Here is a 15,191-nt window from a genome sequence, read left to right on the forward strand (position 1 = left end):
GACCCGGGCCCACTCGGCGGCCCTGCAGGCGCTGGGCTCGTCCCGGTTCCACGCGGTCGCCGACGCGGTCGCGCTGCTCGCCTCCGAGGTGCCGCTGGGCCCGGTCGCGACCGCCCCGGCCGCGGAGGTCCTCGACGCGCCGGCCGAGGTCGTCGAGCGGCGGCTGCTCGACGCCGTCGCCGTGCTGCCGCTGGCCCGCGCGGCGCACCCGTACAACGCGGACGCCCTGGAGCTCGCGGCCGGCGAGGCGCAGGACGCCCCCTGGCGCCAGGCCCGCCAGCTGCTGCGGCTGCACCGGTACTCCCTGGAGGCCCGCCGGCCGCACGCCGGGACCCTGCCCGACCCGGTCCTGTACGAGGCGGGCAAGGCCCTGGACCACCACCGTGACGCCGCCGAGGCCGCCTCCGCGGCCGCCACGGCCGCCCGCACCCCTCGCATCGCCCCGGCCACCGCGTACGCGCTCGGCGTCCTGCACGCCGATCAGCGCCACGAGGTCGAGGCGGCCCGCTTCGCCTTCCAGCAGGCCTGGCAGCACTCCGCGGCGACCGTCTCATGACTTCCGCCCCCGCCCCGATCCTGGCCGCCGGCTGCGTGCTGTGGCGCCCGGCGCCCGCGGGCGGGGGCATCGAGATCGCGCTGGTCTTCCGTCCCAAGTGGAGCGACTGGTCGCACCCGAAAGGCAAGTTGAAGCGGGGGGAGAACGCGGAGGACGGTGCGCGTCGGGAAGTGCGTGAGGAGACCGGCATGACGTGCGACCTGGGCATCGAGCTGCCGACCGTTCACTACACAGTGGAGGGCCACCCGAAAGAGGTGCGCTACTGGGCTGCCGAGGTCGCCGGCGGCTCGTTCGAACCGAACCGGGAGGTAAGCCGATTGCTGTGGCTCTCTCCTGAGGCTGCGCGAGCCCGTCTGACACAGCACAGGGACAAGGAGCTCGTCGACGCTTTCCTCAAGGCGTGGGATGAACCGCTGCCTGGCGGCACACGGGCCTGAGCAGCGAGGGGTCGCTCGGTTTCCGGCTCAGCTTCGTGCGGCAGACCTCTCCGAGGTCGTTGAGCCGCCCGCACCGCAGAACTCCGGAGAACAGGTATGTCCGGGCCTTCACGGCATCCGCCGGGCGCGGGCAGATTCCTTCCCGGCGCGGGCGGCCCCTGCGACGCACCGCCCGCCTGGGGCCGCACCACGCCTTCCGGCACGGTTCACCTTCCGTTCACTCTCGTTGGTCGACCGCTTCACCTGTTCTGCCTAATTTCGGCCGTACAAGATGCACGGCCCTGCGCCGCGCCACTCACCCCGACACACGCCGCCGTAGAACAGCGGGGACAGCAAGGTCTCAGCGGGCGGCTTCTGGAAGGAACACCCGAAAGTGAAGCTTTCGCGCAAGAACGGGCTTCGCGCCTCCGCGATCGGTGCCCTCGTCGTGACCGGCGCCATGGTCCTCTCGGCGTGTGGTTCGGACAACAACACCGGCGGCACGACCGACGGCGACAAGAAGACCGCTGCCGCGTCGAACATCAAGTGCGACGGCGCCAAGGGCCAGCTGCTGGCCGCCGGCTCCTCCGCGCAGAAGAACGCCATGGACCTCTGGGTCAAGAACTTCCAGGCGGCCTGCTCCGGCGTCGAGGTCAACTACCAGGCGGTCGGCTCCGGCGCCGGCATCACCCAGTTCAACCAGGGCCGTGTCGCCTTCGCGGGCTCCGACTCCGCCCTGAAGGACGAAGAGGTCGCCGAGTCGGCGAAGATCTGCAAGACCGGCAAGGGCGTCAACCTCCCGATGGTCGGCGGCCCGATCGCCATCGGCTACAAGCTCAGCGGCGTGGACAACCTCGTCCTGGACGCCTCCACCATCGCGAAGATCTTCGACAACAAGATCACCAAGTGGAACGACCCGGCGATCGCCAAGCTGAACCCGGGCGCGAAGCTGCCGGCCTCCACCATCCAGGCCTTCCACCGCTCGGACGAGTCGGGTACGACCCAGAACCTGGGCAAGTACCTCTCGACCGCCGCCGCGGCCGACTGGAAGCACGACCCGAAGTCGAAGTCGTGGCCCGCCCAGGGCGGCCAGGCCGCCAACGGCTCCTCCGGCGTCTCCACCGCCGTGAAGGACACCGAGGGCGCCATCGGCTACTTCGAGCTCTCCTACGCGACCTCGAACAAGATCTCCACGGTCAAGGTGAACACCGGCGCCGCTGCCCCGGTCGAGGCCACCACGGAGAACGCCTCCAAGGCCATCGCCGCCGCCAAGGTCAAGGGCACCGGCATGGACATGGCCCTGAGCCTGGACTACACCACCAAGGCCGAGGGCGCGTACCCGCTCATCCTCGTCACCTACGAGATCGCCTGCGACAAGGGCAACAAGGCGGAGAACCTGCCGACCCTGAAGGCGTTCCTCAACTACACCGTGAGCGAGGAGGGCCAGAAGGTCCTCTCCGAGGCCGGCTACGCCCCGCTCCCGGCCGAGATCGCGACCAAGGTCCGCGCGATCGTCCCCACCCTGTCCTGATTCCCGACCGGGACCGGCCCGTCCAGCACCCCTGACGGGCCGGCCCCGGTATCCGGTGCACCGCCGCCAGGAACCCCCCGGGGTTCCGCAGACCGGAGAAACGAATGGCTACCACAACCACACAAGCCACCCCACCGCCGCCGCGCGGTGACATAGACGACAGCCGGAACGCCAAGGGCGCCACCCGCGCCGGAGACCGGATCTTCCTCGGTCTGTCCCGCGGATCCGGCATCACCCTGCTGGTGATCATGGCAGCCATCGCAGGCTTCCTGACCTACCGCGCCGTCCTCGGCATCTCGCAGGACTCCACGAACTTCCTCACCACCTCCGAGTGGAACCCGGCCGGCAAGCCGCCGGTCTTCGGCATCGCGGTCCTCGCCTTCGGCACGGTCGTCTCCTCGGTGATCGCCATGGCCATCGCCGTGCCCGTCGCGATCGGCATCGCGCTGTTCATCTCGCACTACGCGCCGCGCAAGCTCGCCGCGCCGCTCGCGTACGTCGTCGACCTGCTCGCCGCCGTCCCCAGCATCATCTACGGCCTGTGGGGCGCGATCTTCCTGGTCCCGTACCTGGACGGGCTGAACAAGTGGCTCAACGAGTACATGGGCTGGACGTACATCTTCGACAAGTCCAGCGACGGCCCCGCCCGCTCCCTGTTCACCGTGGGCATCCTGCTGGCGATCATGATCCTGCCGATCATCACCAACGTCACCCGTGAGGTCTTCCTCCAGGTCCCCCGGATGCACGAAGAGGCCGCCCTCGCTCTCGGCGCCACGCGCTGGGAGGTCATCCGCATGTCGGTGCTGCCCTTCGGCCGCTCCGGCATCATCTCGGCCTCGATGCTGGGCCTGGGCCGCGCGCTCGGCGAGACGATCGCCGTCGCCGTCGTGCTCTCCCCCAGCTTCCTCATCTCCGGGCACCTGCTCGACCCGGGCGGCGGCACCTTCGCCCAGAACATCGCCTCCAAGTTCAACGAGGCCGACGAGTTCGGCCGTGACGCGCTGATCGCCTCCGGCCTGGTTCTCTTCGCCATCACCCTGCTGGTCAACGGCGCGGCCCGCTGGATCATCGCCCGTCGCAAGGAGTACTCGGGGGCCAACGCATGACCGCCATACAGGATCGCCCCGTGAAGTCCGTCGTACGCCAGGACCCGCTGAGCCACGCCCGGCTCCCCCGCTGGACCCCGATCGCCGTCGCCGCGGGCTCCATCGCGGCCGCGATCGGCCTCGGCCTCGGCGCCGGCTGGCACAGCCGCCTCCAGTGGGGCCTGATCGCCGCGCTGCTCTTCGTCCTCGGGACGTACGCCGTCACCTCCAAGGTCGAGGGCTCGCGCCAGGCCAAGGACCGGGTCGCGACCAGCCTCGTCTGGGTCTGCTTCATCCTCGCCGTCGTCCCGCTGCTCTCGCTGGCCTGGACGACGATCAGCAAGGGCGCCTCGGTCGTCGACGGCTACTTCCTGAGCCACTCCATGGGCGGCGTCCTCGACGCCGACCAGGGCGGCGGTCTCTACCACGCGCTGCTCGGCACCATCGAGCAGGTCGCCATCGCCACGATGATCGCCGCGCCCATCGGACTGCTCACCGCGGTCTACCTGGTGGAGTACGGCGGCGGGAAGCTCGCCCAGGCGGTCACCTTCTTCGTCGACGTCATGACGGGCATCCCGTCGATCGTCGCGGGTCTGTTCATCCTCGCCACCTGGAACCTGATGCTGGGCTTCGGTCCCTCCGGGTTCGCCGGCGCGATGGCCCTGGCCATCCTGATGATGCCGGTCGTGGTGCGGTCCACCGAGGAGATGCTGAAGCTCGTCCCCAACGAGCTCCGCGAGGCCTCGCTGGCCCTCGGCATCCCGAAGTGGCGCACGATCCTGAAGGTGGTCCTGCCCACCGCGATCGGCGGCATCACCACGGGCGTCATGCTCGCGGTCGCCCGCATCACCGGTGAGACGGCCCCCATCCTCCTCCTCGTGTTCGGTACGAAGCTCATCAACCCGAACCCCTTCGAAGGCGCGCAGGCGTCCCTGCCGCTCTACGTGTACGAGCAGTACGCGGTCGGCACCGACGCCGCCATGGCCCGCGCCTGGGGCGCGGCTCTCGTCCTCATCGCCTTCGTCATGATCCTCAACCTGGTGGCCCGCGGCATCGCCCGCTGGAAGGCCCCGAAGACCGGCCGCTGACCGCGGCTCTCTGGAAGTGAATTGATATGGCCAAGCGAATCGACGTCAGCGGCCTCTCCGCGTACTACGGCGCCCACAAGGCGATCGACGACATCTCGATGACCGTCGAGCCCCGCTCCGTGACGGCCTTCATCGGCCCGTCCGGCTGCGGCAAGTCCACGTTCCTGCGCACCCTCAACCGCATGCACGAGGTCATCCCCGGCGGGCGGGTCGAGGGCAAGGTGATGCTGGACGACGAGAACCTGTACGGCTCGAACGTCGACCCCGTCGCCGTGCGCCGCACGGTCGGCATGGTGTTCCAGCGCCCGAACCCGTTCCCCACGATGTCGATCTTCGACAACGTGGCGGCGGGCCTGAAGCTCAACGGCAAGTACAAGAAGTCCGAGCTGAACGACGTCGTCGAGCGCTCGCTGAAGGGCGCGAACCTCTGGAACGAGGTCAAGGACCGGCTGAACAAGCCCGGCTCCGGTCTCTCCGGCGGTCAGCAGCAGCGTCTGTGCATCGCCCGCGCGATCGCGGTCGAGCCGGACGTCCTGCTGATGGACGAGCCCTGCTCGGCGCTCGACCCGATCTCGACGCTCGCGATCGAGGACCTGATCGGTGAGCTCAAGGAGCGCTTCACGATCGTCATCGTGACGCACAACATGCAGCAGGCCGCCCGCGTCTCCGACCGCACCGCCTTCTTCAACCTGGCGGCGGTCGGCCAGCCCGGCAAGCTGATCGAGCTGGACGACACCGAGCGGATCTTCTCCAACCCGTCCGTCCAGGCGACCGAGGACTACATCTCGGGCCGCTTCGGATAAACAGACATCCGGGCCCGTGTGTACCCACCACCGGGGGCAACCACCAACGCCCCCGGCACAGGGTCACCACGGTTCCGGGTAACGCGTCCTGCGGTGCTGCATGGCGGTGCCACCGCAAGGCGAAGGGCCCGGCTCCCCCACAGGGGAGCCGGGCCCACATTCGTACCGCGATCTCTCGGGGGACAACCCCCAGCCCGACAGGGCGAGGCGCTTCAGCACGTCAGCCGAAGAACAGCTGGACCACGTAGAAGCTCCCCGCCGCCACCAGCGCGGCCGCCGGCATCGTGATGAACCACCCCAGGATGATGTTCTTCGCGACGCCCCACCGCACCGCGTTCACCCGCTTCGTCGCCCCCACGCCCATGATCGCCGAGGTGATCACGTGCGTCGTCGAGATCGGCGCGTGGAACAGGAACGCCGAGCCGAACATGATCGACGCGCCCGTCGTCTCCGCCGCGAACCCCTGCGGCGGGTCGAGCTCGATGATCTTCCGGCCGAGCGTCCGCATGATCCGCCAGCCACCCGCGTACGTACCGAGCGACAGCATCACCGCGCACGCGATCTTCACCCACACCGGGATGTCGTCGCCCGACTGCTGCACATCCGCGATGACCAGGGCCATCACCACGATGCCCATCGTCTTCTGCGCGTCCTGCAGACCATGACCGAGCGCCATGCCCGCCGCCGACACCGTCTGCGCGATACGGAAACCGCGCTTCGCCTTGTGCGGGTTCGACTTGCGGAAGATCCACATGATCGCGCACATGACCAGGTAACCGGCGATCAGACCGACGATCGGCGAGATGAACATCGGGATGACGACCTTGTCGAGCACGCCGCTCCAGATGACCTCCGTACCGCCGGCCAGCGCCGCTCCCACCATGCCGCCGAACAGCGCGTGCGAGGACGAGGAGGGCAGACCGAAGTACCAGGTCACCAGGTTCCAGATGATCGCGCCGACCAGCGCGGCGAAGAGGATGCCCATCCCCTTGGCGCCTTGCGGCGTCTCGATCAGCCCCTCGCTGACGGTCTTCGCGACCCCGCTGCCGAGGAACGCGCCCGCGAGGTTCATCACCGCCGCCATCGCCAGCGCCGCCCGCGGGGTCAGCGCCCGGGTCGACACGGAAGTGGCGATGGCATTGGCCGAGTCGTGGAAGCCGTTCGTATATGTGAAGCCGAGCGCGACACCGATCGTCACGATCAGAGCAAAGGTGTCCACGAAGCCTCAGGACTCCTTGACCGCGATGGTCTCCACGGTGTTCGCCACGTGCTCGAAAGCGTCGGCCGCCTCTTCCAGCACATCCACGATCTGCTTGAGCTTCAGCACCTCGATGGCGTCGTACTTCCCGTTGAAGAGCGTCGCGAGCAGCTTGCGGTGGATCTGGTCGGCCTGGTTCTCGAGCCGGTTGACCTCGATCCAGTACTCGGTGAGGTTCTTCATCGTCCGCAGATGCGGCATCGCCTCGGCCGTCAGCTCCGCCGCGCGCGCCAGCACCTCGATCTGCTGCTCGACGCCCTTGGGGAGTTGCTCGACGTTATAGAGGACGACCAGGTCGACGGCCTCCTCCATGAAGTCCATGATGTCGTCGAGGGACGACGCGAGGTTGTAGATGTCCTCACGGTCGAACGGCGTGATGAACGAGGAGTTCAGCTGGTGGAAGATCGCGTGGGTGGCGTCGTCGCCCGCGTGCTCCGCTGCCCGCATCCGCTCCGCGATCTCGGCCCGGGCGGAGGAGTCCGCTCCGAGCAGTTCCATCAGGAGCTTCGAGCCCGTGACGATGTTGTCCGCAGACGCGGCGAACATGTCGTAGAAGCTCGTCTCCCTGGGGGTCAGACGAAAGCGCACGTGGGGTCCTCGGGTGCATTGGGTTTCGGTCAGGCTGATGCTAGGCGCATCATCCGGCCACGGCTAACCGGCGTCTTTCAGTGTCGCCCATGAGACACAGTGATCTGCACGGGCCCCCGCCCGGATGCGCGGGGCCCGGTATCCTATACCCACAAGGGGTATACCCACCCCTTTCTGGACAGCGGGAGGACGCGATGACGACCACCGAGGCGGACGAGGTCACCCCCGAGGCCGTCGAGCCCACCGACCACGCCCACGGAGTGCACGGCTACCACAAGCAGAAGGACGAGCACCTCAAGCGGCTGCGCCGGATCGAGGGCCAGATCCGCGGTCTCCAGCGGATGGTCGACGAGGACGTCTACTGCATCGACATACTCACGCAGGTCTCCGCCTCCACCAAGGCCCTGCAGTCCTTCGCTCTCCAGCTCCTGGAGGAGCACCTGCGGCACTGCGTAGCCGACGCGGCCCGCACCGGCGGCGACGAGATCGAGGCGAAGGTCGAGGAGGCCACGAAGGCCATCGCGCGCATGATGCGCACCTGACGAGCAGGACGCGGACCTTCCGCAGGACGCGGACCTGAGACGGCTGGATCTCGACGGTCGGGGCGCGGCGCGGCGGGGACCGGAAGGTCCGCGCCGCCGCCGTCTCACGTCAGCGCTGCCGTACGTCGGCGGCCGACACCCTGAGCACCTCGTCGATCCGGTCCGGACTGAGCCGCTCCCCGTCCGCGGCGGAGGCCGCGATCATCAACTCACCGCACAGCTCGATCTCGGCGAGGGCGATGGTGTCGTGGTCCAGGACTGTCGTCGGAGTGGGCGGAGCCACGCTCGTTCACCTCTTCCTGCCGGTGTCGGTCTCCTAGCGTAGGGACCGCGACACGCACCGCGCATGGCACGTCCGGACCATTTCTCCCTTGGCCCCTTACGCCTCGACCCCGCCCCTGCCCGGCGATCCGGCCCGTACGCCACGATCGCCACGATCGCCACGATCCGGTCCTACACCCCGGCCCGGCCCTTACCCTTCGATCCACCCCGCGTAGATGTCCCGCGCGTCCGGCAGCCGCACATCGACGGGCGAGCCGAAGGCGAACAGCAGCGTGGTCGACGCGACCGCGACCGTACGCCCCTGGTTCAGGTAGCTGAAGCGGTGCCGCACCTTGCGCAGCCGGCCCGCGTCGTCCAGGTACGCGTCGAACGGCACCGTGTCCGTGGCGAACCCTTTCGCCGCCGCCGCCAGCGCACCCCGCACCTGCGGGGACGCTGCCCTCGCCGCCCGCCCGATGTCGGTGGTGCCCCGGTAGTGCCGCACCTTCACCCCGGCCAGCTCGACCTGCCCCACGTACCGCACCCCGCGCGCCCCGCGCAGCAGCTCGACCGCGGCCGCCGGGTCGGTCGCCCCGCCGGTGACGAGGTTGCCGTCGTGGAGCGTGGTGGTGTCGATCCGTACCCACTTGTCGGCCGGGACCCCGGCGCCGCGGTTCTTCATGTACAGCGCGCCGGGCGCGAGCAGCTCGGTGATCGGCGTGTGTCCCTCGGCCCCGGAGGCGTCGCTGGGCAGCAGGACCTTCAGCCGGCCGGCGCGCTGCCGGAAGTCGTACGCGCCCTCGCCGCGGATCGTGACCCGGGTGCCGCCGGCCGCCATCTCCATGGACGTACGCGCCTTCGACGTGCCGGCGGCCGCGAGGACCGCCGAGGCGTCCCGCACGGCCCGGGTCGGGTCCGCGTCGCCGGTGCGGGCGTCGGCCCGTCCGCCGGAACACCCGCTGAGAGAACCGGTGAGGGCCGTCACCCCGACCGCGGCGGCGACGGCGAACGCCGCGCCCCTGAGCCTGTGCTGCTGCACTGCCATCGCCTGCCAACCCCCAACGCGATCCCGCCGTTTGCCAGAACCCACCCAGCCGTTCTAACGACGGCCTCGGGCCCGGCGTCACGCGCAGTACCGTGGAGAGGTGCACGACCAGCCCCGCCCCCAGACGGCCAGCCACGAGACGAACACGACGGAGCGCGGCTCGTTCGCGACAGCCCGTTGCAGTTGCGGTTGGGCGGGGCCGGCCCGCAGATCGCGAGAGCGCGCGCGAACGGACGCGGCGGCGCACTTGGCGCCGCCGGAGGATCCGTCGTAGAGAGACGTCGTAGAGAGACGTCTGTGGAGAGACGTCTGTGGAGAGACGTCTGTAGAGAGACGTCGTAGAGAGAAGGGGTCGGAAGGGCGGCCCGTCAGGCCGCCAGGTCGTTGTCCCCCGCGCCGCTCCGCGGCTCCGGGATGTCGACCGTCTCGGTCACCGGCTGCCGCTCCGCCCGCCGGGAGCGGACGAGCCGGCCGACCGCCCGCGAGCGGGCGACGGCGGAGACCAGCGGGGTGAGCAGCGCCAGCGCGAGCGGGGCCAGGAGCAGCGCCACGGCCGTGCCGAGCGCGAAGCCGCCGACGACGTCGGTGGGGTAGTGCACGCCCATGTAGACGCGGCAGAAGCCCTCGGCGAGGGCGAGGCCGATCGCGGCGAGACCGAACTTCCGGTGGGCGACGAAGAGTCCGACGGCGACGGCCATCGCCAGCGTGGCGTGGTCGCTGACGAACGAGAAGTCCGTCTTGCCGGCGATCAGGACCTCGAGCCCCTCGTGGTCCTTGAACGGCCGCGGCCGCTCGACGAACCCACGGATGGGGATGTTGACGAGCAGGGCGATGCCGGCCGCGAGCGGGGCCCAGATCATCCCGGCGACGCCGGAGACGGAGTCCGTCAGGGCGCCCCGGCGGCGGACGCTCCACCAGCACCAGAGCACGACCAGGACCATCGCGAGCATGATGCCCCACTCGCCGACGAATCCCATGACCCGGTCGAACCACGGGGGTGCGGTCTTCGCGAGTCCGTTGATGTCGTAGAGCAGGCTGACATCGGGGTTCGAACCGTCCGATGCGAGTCCAGACATCTGCTGCGGCCCCTTGCCTTGTGTTCCAGCCCCCGTGATCGGATGCGGTCAGATCAGGGAACGACACGCCCCGCGCATACGTTCCACTCTCCACCGAACGATCACTATGACGTTATCGAAGAGTGACGCGTCGTCGCAGCTCAGGGCCTTGGTTTCACGGAGAGTTCCGACCCGCGTCATGCGCGGGGAAGACCCGTCGGCAGCGCTGCCGCACCGTCCTTCGTGACCCGGGTCGCGCCGAAGTAGTCCGGCGTGTCGATCTTGTCGAACCGGATGACGGCCCCAGTGTACGGCGCGTTGATCATGTATCCGCCGCCGACGTAGAGCCCCACGTGCCGGATGGCCCGCGAGTTGTTCAGGTCGTCCGAGAAGAAGACCAGGTCCCCCGGCAGGAGTTCGTCCCGCGACGGATGCGGACCCGCGTTGTACTGGTCGTTGGCCACCCGCGGCAGTTCGATGTCCACCGTCCGGTACGCGGCCTGCGTCAGCCCTGAGCAGTCGAACCGCCCGTTCTGCTCCGGCGTGCCGTTGCCGCCCCACAGGTACGGCGTCCCCAGCTTCTGCTGCGCGAAGTAGATCGCCCCGGCGGCCTGCCGGGACGGCGCGATCCGGCCCACCGGCCGCGCGAAGCTCTTCTCCAGCTCGCGGATGATGCGTACGTAGTTCTGCGTCTCGCTGATCCGCGGCACGCCGCCGCTCTTTATCACCCGGTACGCGCCCGCGTTGTACGCGGCGAGCATGTTGTTCGTCTGGTCCCCCGGCACGTCCTTCACATAGCCGGCGAGCTCGCAGTCGTACGAGGCCGCGCTCGGGATCGCGTCCTTGGGGTCCCAGACGTCCCGGTCGCCGTCCTTGTCGCCGTCGATGCCGTGCCCGGCCCAGGTGCCGGGGATGAACTGCGCGATGCCCTGCGCGTTGGCCGGGCTGACGATCCGCGGGTTCCAGCCGCTCTCCTGGTAGAGCTGGGCGGCCAGCAGCGCCGGGTTGATGGCCGGGCAGAGGTTCCCCCACTGCTGCACAAGGCCTTGGTACGCGGCCGGAACCGACCCCTTGGCCAGCCCCACCGTCCCGTTCTTGCCGCTGCCCGCACCCCCGATGAGCCCCGCGGCGGCGGAGTACGTGCCGACGACGAGGAGCGCGACGAAGCCCAGGCAGGACCCGATCGAGATCCCCGCGACCACCCACGCCTTACGCACCGTCAACCACCCCTAGGGTCTTGGCAGTCCATCCTGCCCAGTCTAGGCGGGGAGGACGCTCAGCCGGAGGCGAGCAGCACGACGAGACTCAGAATGACCGTCAGGTGCGGCAGCAGCCCGACGCCCGCCACCAGGATCCGGGTCCGCTGCCAGCGGCGCCGCCACGGCAGGGCGAGCGCGGCGAGGGCCGCGGCCGGCGTGAGCGTGAAGATCCCGTAGTACGCCCAGGACATCGCGGTCAGCGGCCCGGTGACGCCCGGCGGGCAGTGGTCGGGCCCGCAGCTGTCGGTGGCCATGACCGAGAGGCCGAAGATCAGCTGTACGACGACATGCGCCGCGATCGCCACGAGCCCCACCACGACCGACGGCACCCACGCCTGCCCGTCCCGCTCCCCCGGCGCCCGCGGCACCCGCCGCTGCGCCGCCCAGTGCGCCCGGGCGTAGACCTTGTCCCAACGGGGGTCGGCGGCGGGCTGAGGGGCGGTCCGGTTCGGCGTCATGACTCCATGACACCGCGCGGGGCGGGCGGGGCGCTTCGGTGCGGGTACTCAGTGGGTGCTCATCCTGGGCGTCGGGGTACTCAAAAAACTTTTCGGCGAGCTGTCACATCCGCATCGTGGCGCGGGTCATCGAAGTGAACGACCCACTGAGCACGACCGAGCACCACGGAACACCACCGAGCACCACCGACCACCACCGACCACCACCGAACGCACCGAGTCCGACCGCCGCTGAGGAGCCCGATCATGTCCGTCGACTTCACCGCCTCGACCGCCACCACCGTCGTCACCGTCGTCGCCGCCCTCATGGTCGGCTTCTCCGCCTTCTCGGTCTTCACCAAGGCCGAGTGGGTCGTGCAGCCGATGGCCGACTACGGCATCCCGATGTCCTGGCTGCCCTGGCTGGGCGCGGCCAAGGCCGCCGGCGCCGTCGGGCTCCTGGTGGGCCTGCTCGTCCCCGTCATCGGCCTGGCGGCGGCGATCGCCCTGGTCCTGTACTTCACCGGCGCCGTCGTCGCCGTGGTCCGGGCCCGCTGGTACTCCCACGTCCCCTTCCCGCTGGTGTACGTCGCCCCGGTCGTCGGCGCGCTGGTCCTGGCGTACTGAGCTACTGAGCAGGCACGCGAACCGGCCGGGCCCCGCAGTGCGGGACCCGGCCGGTGAAGGCTGGGCAGCTACTTGCGGCCCACGCCCGCGTACATCGCGACGTCGTCCGCCGGCCTGTGCGGACGCCAGGCGGAGCACGGGACCACGCCGGGTTCGAGCAGCTCCAGGCCGTCGAAGTAGCGCGTGATCGCGGCCGGGGTGCGCTGGGTGAGCTTGGGGGTGCCGTGCTCGTTCCAGAACGCCACCGCCTCGTCGACGTCCGGCATGTCGGGGTGCGTGACCGTGTGGGACAGGACGAGATGGCTGCCGGGCGCGAGCGCGTCCATGAGGCGGCGGACGATCGCGTACGACTCCTCGTCGTCCTCGATGAAGATGACGACGCCGAGCAGCATCAGCGCGACGGGCTCGGAGAGGTCCAGCGTCTTGGAGGCGGCGGCGAGGATGGTGTCGACGTCGCGCAGGTCGGCGTCCAGGTAGTCGGTGCGGCCCTCGGGGGTCCCGACGAGGAGCGCGCGGGCGTGGGCGAGAACGAGCGGGTCGTTGTCGACGTACACCACGCGCGCGTCGGGGGCGACGCGCTGGGCGACCTCGTGGGTGTTGTCGGCGCTCGGCAGCCCCGTCCCGATGTCCAGGAACTGCCGTATGCCCACCTCGCCCGCCAGATACCGCACAGCCCGCCCGAGAAACAGCCGGTCCGCCTTGGCGTACTCCCCGATCCCCGGGTGCAGTTCCCGAATCCGGTCGCCGGCCTCCCGGTCGACGGGGTAGTTGTCCTTGCCGCCGGTCCAGTAGTTCCAGATCCGGGCGGTGTGGGGGCGGCTGGTGTCGATCCGCGGGTCTGTGTCGGTCACGCCTCCAACGTACCGGGCTAGTCTGAACTCCCGGAAAACTAGGCCCCTTTGACTCCAACTTCGACCCAGAGCAGCTTCCCGCCCCTTCCATGCAGGCCGCCCTGAAGCTCGTACGCCCCCCACTTGTCCGCGCAGAGCCGCACGAGGAACAGCCCGCGTTCCCGCTCGGCGTCCGAGCCGGGGTCCTCGGGCAGCACCCCCCGGAAGGGCGGCGGGATCTCGGGGTTGGCGTCCCACACGCTGAGCCGCAGCCGGCGGGGGTGGAGCGCGCGGAGCCGGAGGGTGTACGGCTCGCTGGAGTACCGGTGCGCGTTGGTGACCAGCTCGCTCGCGAGCAGCTCGGCGGTGGAGGCCAGCCCGCCCATGCCGTGCGCCGCGAGGACGGTACGCAGGGTGTGCCGGGCGACGCGGGGGGCGCGGGGATCGTGGGGGAGCTGGAGCGTGTAGGCCCAGGGCGGGGATGCGGGGGCTACGGTGGCCATGGAAGTCTCCGGGTGGGGAGGTGGGTTGGTCCGGTGAGTGATACGTGCCTGGTGACCAGGCCGCTCCGTCGAGCGGGGTGCTTCCAGGCGGTAGGCCTGAGAGCAGATTAGGGTTCGCGCAAATGACATTTGAGCGGAATCCGCTAAGTATCTTGAAGACCGCTCGTGTGAGTGAGCGTCCAAACTGGCGTCCCGCAAGGGGGAGTACATGGCCCGCCGGTCCATCCCAACCGCAAGGCGCGTCCGAATCGGCACCGAACTGCGCAAGCTGCGCGAGGGCACCGGACTGACCGCCACCGAAGCCGCCCGTCTCCTGGGCACGAGCCAGGGTCAGCTGAGCAACGTCGAAACGGCGCGGTTCGGTGTGAGCAGCGACCGACTCCGGGCCATGGCCACGACGTACTCCTGCGCGGACGACGCGTTCGTCGACGCCCTGGTGCAGATGTCCGAGGACCGGCAGCGCGGCTGGTGGGAGGAGTACCGGGAGATCCTGCCCTCCGGGCTGCTCGACCTCGCGGAGCTGGAGCACCACTCACGCGGCCTGCGCGGCGCGATCACCGCACACATCCCCGGACTGCTCCAGACGCTGGAGCACGCCCGGGAGGTCTTCCGCCACGCCGTGCCCACCATGACACCGCCCGAGATCGAGCACCGGGCCTCGTTCCGGATCAAGCGTCAGGCCGTCCTCTACGGCGACTCGCCCCGTCGCTACCAGGCCCTCATCCACGAGGCCGCGCTGCGCATCCAGGTCGGTGGCCCGGACGTCGCCCGCCGGCAACTGGAGCACGTGCTCGACATGAGCGAGCGGGACCACATCACCGTCCAGGTGATCCCCTTCACCGCCGGGGCCTTCCCCGGGTCTGGCCAGTCCATCTACTACGCGTATGGGCCCGTCCCCCGCCTCGACACGGTGCACCTCGACCAGTCCCACGGCCTCGCGTTCCTCGACGCCGCGTCCCAACTGGATCAGTACCGGGTGCTCTTCGACCGTCTCGAAGCCGCCGCCCTGCTGCCGGCGCAGAGCCGGGACCTCATCCACAGCATCAGCCGCAGCCTGTGAAGGGAACGTCCATGCCCGCCACCGAGTGGCAGAAGTCGTCGTACTGCGCCCAGGGCGACTCCTGCGTCCACGTCGCCGGCACCGACGACGGCCATGTCCACCTCACGGAGAGCTCGGACCCCTCGGGGTCCATACTCACCACCACCCCCGCCCGCTTCCGCGCCCTCCTGGACGCGGTGCGGGCGGGCGGGTCGAGCTCCGGCGGGATCGAGGTCTCGCACGAGGCGGGCGGCGGCGTCGTCCGGCT

General features: G+C 69.8%; 18 protein-coding genes and 1 pseudogene. 10 read left to right on the plus strand and 9 right to left on the minus strand.

From position 1 onward, the window contains the following. From VIU94_RS00405 to pstB, 6 genes and pseudogenes are all read left to right on the plus strand, one after another. Positions 1–556, plus strand: a pseudogene (locus VIU94_RS00405) (CHAD domain-containing protein); the annotation flags it as partial. Then, entirely contained in the window at positions 553–993 is a 441-nt protein-coding gene (locus VIU94_RS00410; RefSeq protein WP_331906245.1) for an NUDIX hydrolase, read from the plus strand. The pseudogene VIU94_RS00405 and the gene VIU94_RS00410, both read left to right, overlap by 4 nt. Positions 994–1,366: 373 nt before the next feature. Beyond that, the gene (pstS, locus tag VIU94_RS00415) at positions 1,367–2,503 is read left to right on the plus strand and encodes a phosphate ABC transporter substrate-binding protein PstS (protein WP_331906247.1); all 1,137 of its coding nucleotides are present in this window, start codon (positions 1,367–1,369) and stop codon (positions 2,501–2,503) included. Between the two features lie 104 nt (positions 2,504–2,607). Continuing rightward, positions 2,608–3,609, plus strand: a complete 1,002-nt coding sequence (gene pstC / locus VIU94_RS00420; RefSeq protein WP_331906249.1) for a phosphate ABC transporter permease subunit PstC — start codon at positions 2,608–2,610, stop codon at positions 3,607–3,609. Next, positions 3,606–4,676 (plus strand): phosphate ABC transporter permease PstA, encoded by a 1,071-nt coding sequence (pstA, locus tag VIU94_RS00425; protein ID WP_331906251.1) that lies wholly within the window; start codon positions 3,606–3,608, stop codon positions 4,674–4,676. The genes pstC and pstA overlap by 4 nt, the downstream gene beginning before the upstream one ends. 26 nt (positions 4,677–4,702) lie before the next feature. Then, entirely contained in the window at positions 4,703–5,479 is a 777-nt protein-coding gene (gene pstB, locus VIU94_RS00430) for a phosphate ABC transporter ATP-binding protein PstB (RefSeq protein WP_331906253.1), read from the plus strand. A 220-nt stretch (positions 5,480–5,699) separates the two neighbouring features. Here pstB and VIU94_RS00435 read toward each other — a convergent pair whose 3' ends face one another. Both VIU94_RS00435 and VIU94_RS00440 read right to left on the minus strand, forming a co-directional pair. Further along, positions 5,700–6,698 carry an inorganic phosphate transporter gene (locus VIU94_RS00435; protein ID WP_331906255.1) on the minus strand — a complete coding sequence of 333 codons (999 nt, stop codon included), beginning with the start codon at positions 6,696–6,698 and terminating at the stop codon, positions 5,700–5,702. A 6-nt stretch (positions 6,699–6,704) separates the two neighbouring features. Then, positions 6,705–7,325 carry a DUF47 domain-containing protein gene (locus VIU94_RS00440; protein ID WP_331906257.1) on the minus strand — a complete coding sequence of 207 codons (621 nt, stop codon included), beginning with the start codon at positions 7,323–7,325 and terminating at the stop codon, positions 6,705–6,707. Positions 7,326–7,519: 194 nt separating this feature from the next. On the opposite strand from VIU94_RS00440, the gene VIU94_RS00445 reads away from it, so the two are divergent. Continuing rightward, entirely contained in the window at positions 7,520–7,867 is a 348-nt protein-coding gene (locus VIU94_RS00445; RefSeq protein WP_331906259.1) for a metal-sensitive transcriptional regulator, read from the plus strand. A 109-nt stretch (positions 7,868–7,976) separates the two neighbouring features. Here VIU94_RS00445 and VIU94_RS00450 read toward each other — a convergent pair whose 3' ends face one another. The 5 genes from VIU94_RS00450 to VIU94_RS00470 form a co-directional block, all read right to left on the minus strand. Next, positions 7,977–8,150 carry a hypothetical protein gene (locus tag VIU94_RS00450; RefSeq protein WP_331906260.1) on the minus strand — a complete coding sequence of 58 codons (174 nt, stop codon included), beginning with the start codon at positions 8,148–8,150 and terminating at the stop codon, positions 7,977–7,979. Between the two features lie 189 nt (positions 8,151–8,339). Continuing rightward, positions 8,340–9,173, minus strand: a complete 834-nt coding sequence (locus VIU94_RS00455) for an SCO4651 family lipoprotein (RefSeq protein ID WP_331906262.1) — start codon at positions 9,171–9,173, stop codon at positions 8,340–8,342. Between the two features lie 368 nt (positions 9,174–9,541). Beyond that, a complete protein-coding gene (locus tag VIU94_RS00460; RefSeq protein WP_331906264.1) occupies positions 9,542–10,249 on the minus strand; it encodes a phosphatase PAP2 family protein in 708 nt (235 codons plus the stop codon). Positions 10,250–10,425: 176 nt separating this feature from the next. Further along, a complete protein-coding gene (locus VIU94_RS00465; RefSeq protein WP_331906278.1) occupies positions 10,426–11,445 on the minus strand; it encodes a C40 family peptidase in 1,020 nt (339 codons plus the stop codon). 59 nt (positions 11,446–11,504) lie between these two features. Beyond that, on the minus strand, positions 11,505–11,945 hold the full coding sequence (locus VIU94_RS00470; protein ID WP_331906266.1) for a hypothetical protein: 441 nt from the start codon (positions 11,943–11,945) through the stop codon (positions 11,505–11,507). 246 nt (positions 11,946–12,191) lie between these two features. Here VIU94_RS00470 and VIU94_RS00475 point away from each other — a divergent pair, with 246 nt between their 5' ends. Beyond that, positions 12,192–12,551: a DoxX family protein gene (locus VIU94_RS00475; protein ID WP_331906268.1), complete on the plus strand. Its 360-nt coding sequence runs from the start codon at positions 12,192–12,194 to the stop codon at positions 12,549–12,551. 68 nt (positions 12,552–12,619) lie between these two features. On the opposite strand, the gene VIU94_RS00480 is transcribed toward VIU94_RS00475, so the two are convergent. Together VIU94_RS00480 and VIU94_RS00485 are read right to left on the minus strand one after the other, a co-directional pair. Continuing rightward, positions 12,620–13,402, minus strand: a complete 783-nt coding sequence (locus VIU94_RS00480; protein ID WP_331906270.1) for an SAM-dependent methyltransferase — start codon at positions 13,400–13,402, stop codon at positions 12,620–12,622. 38 nt (positions 13,403–13,440) lie between these two features. Further along, entirely contained in the window at positions 13,441–13,884 is a 444-nt protein-coding gene (locus tag VIU94_RS00485) for an ATP-binding protein (protein ID WP_331906272.1), read from the minus strand. A 208-nt stretch (positions 13,885–14,092) separates the two neighbouring features. On the opposite strand from VIU94_RS00485, the gene VIU94_RS00490 reads away from it, so the two are divergent. Both VIU94_RS00490 and VIU94_RS00495 read left to right on the plus strand, forming a co-directional pair. Next, a complete protein-coding gene (locus VIU94_RS00490) occupies positions 14,093–14,944 on the plus strand; it encodes a helix-turn-helix domain-containing protein (RefSeq protein WP_331906274.1) in 852 nt (283 codons plus the stop codon). An 11-nt stretch (positions 14,945–14,955) separates the two neighbouring features. Next, positions 14,956–15,191: DUF397 domain-containing protein (locus VIU94_RS00495; protein WP_331906276.1), on the plus strand; the 236-nt coding region annotated here is incomplete at its 3' end.

This window comes from Streptomyces sp. (genome assembly GCF_036566765.1).
Lineage (GTDB): Bacteria > Actinomycetota > Actinomycetes > Streptomycetales > Streptomycetaceae > Streptomyces.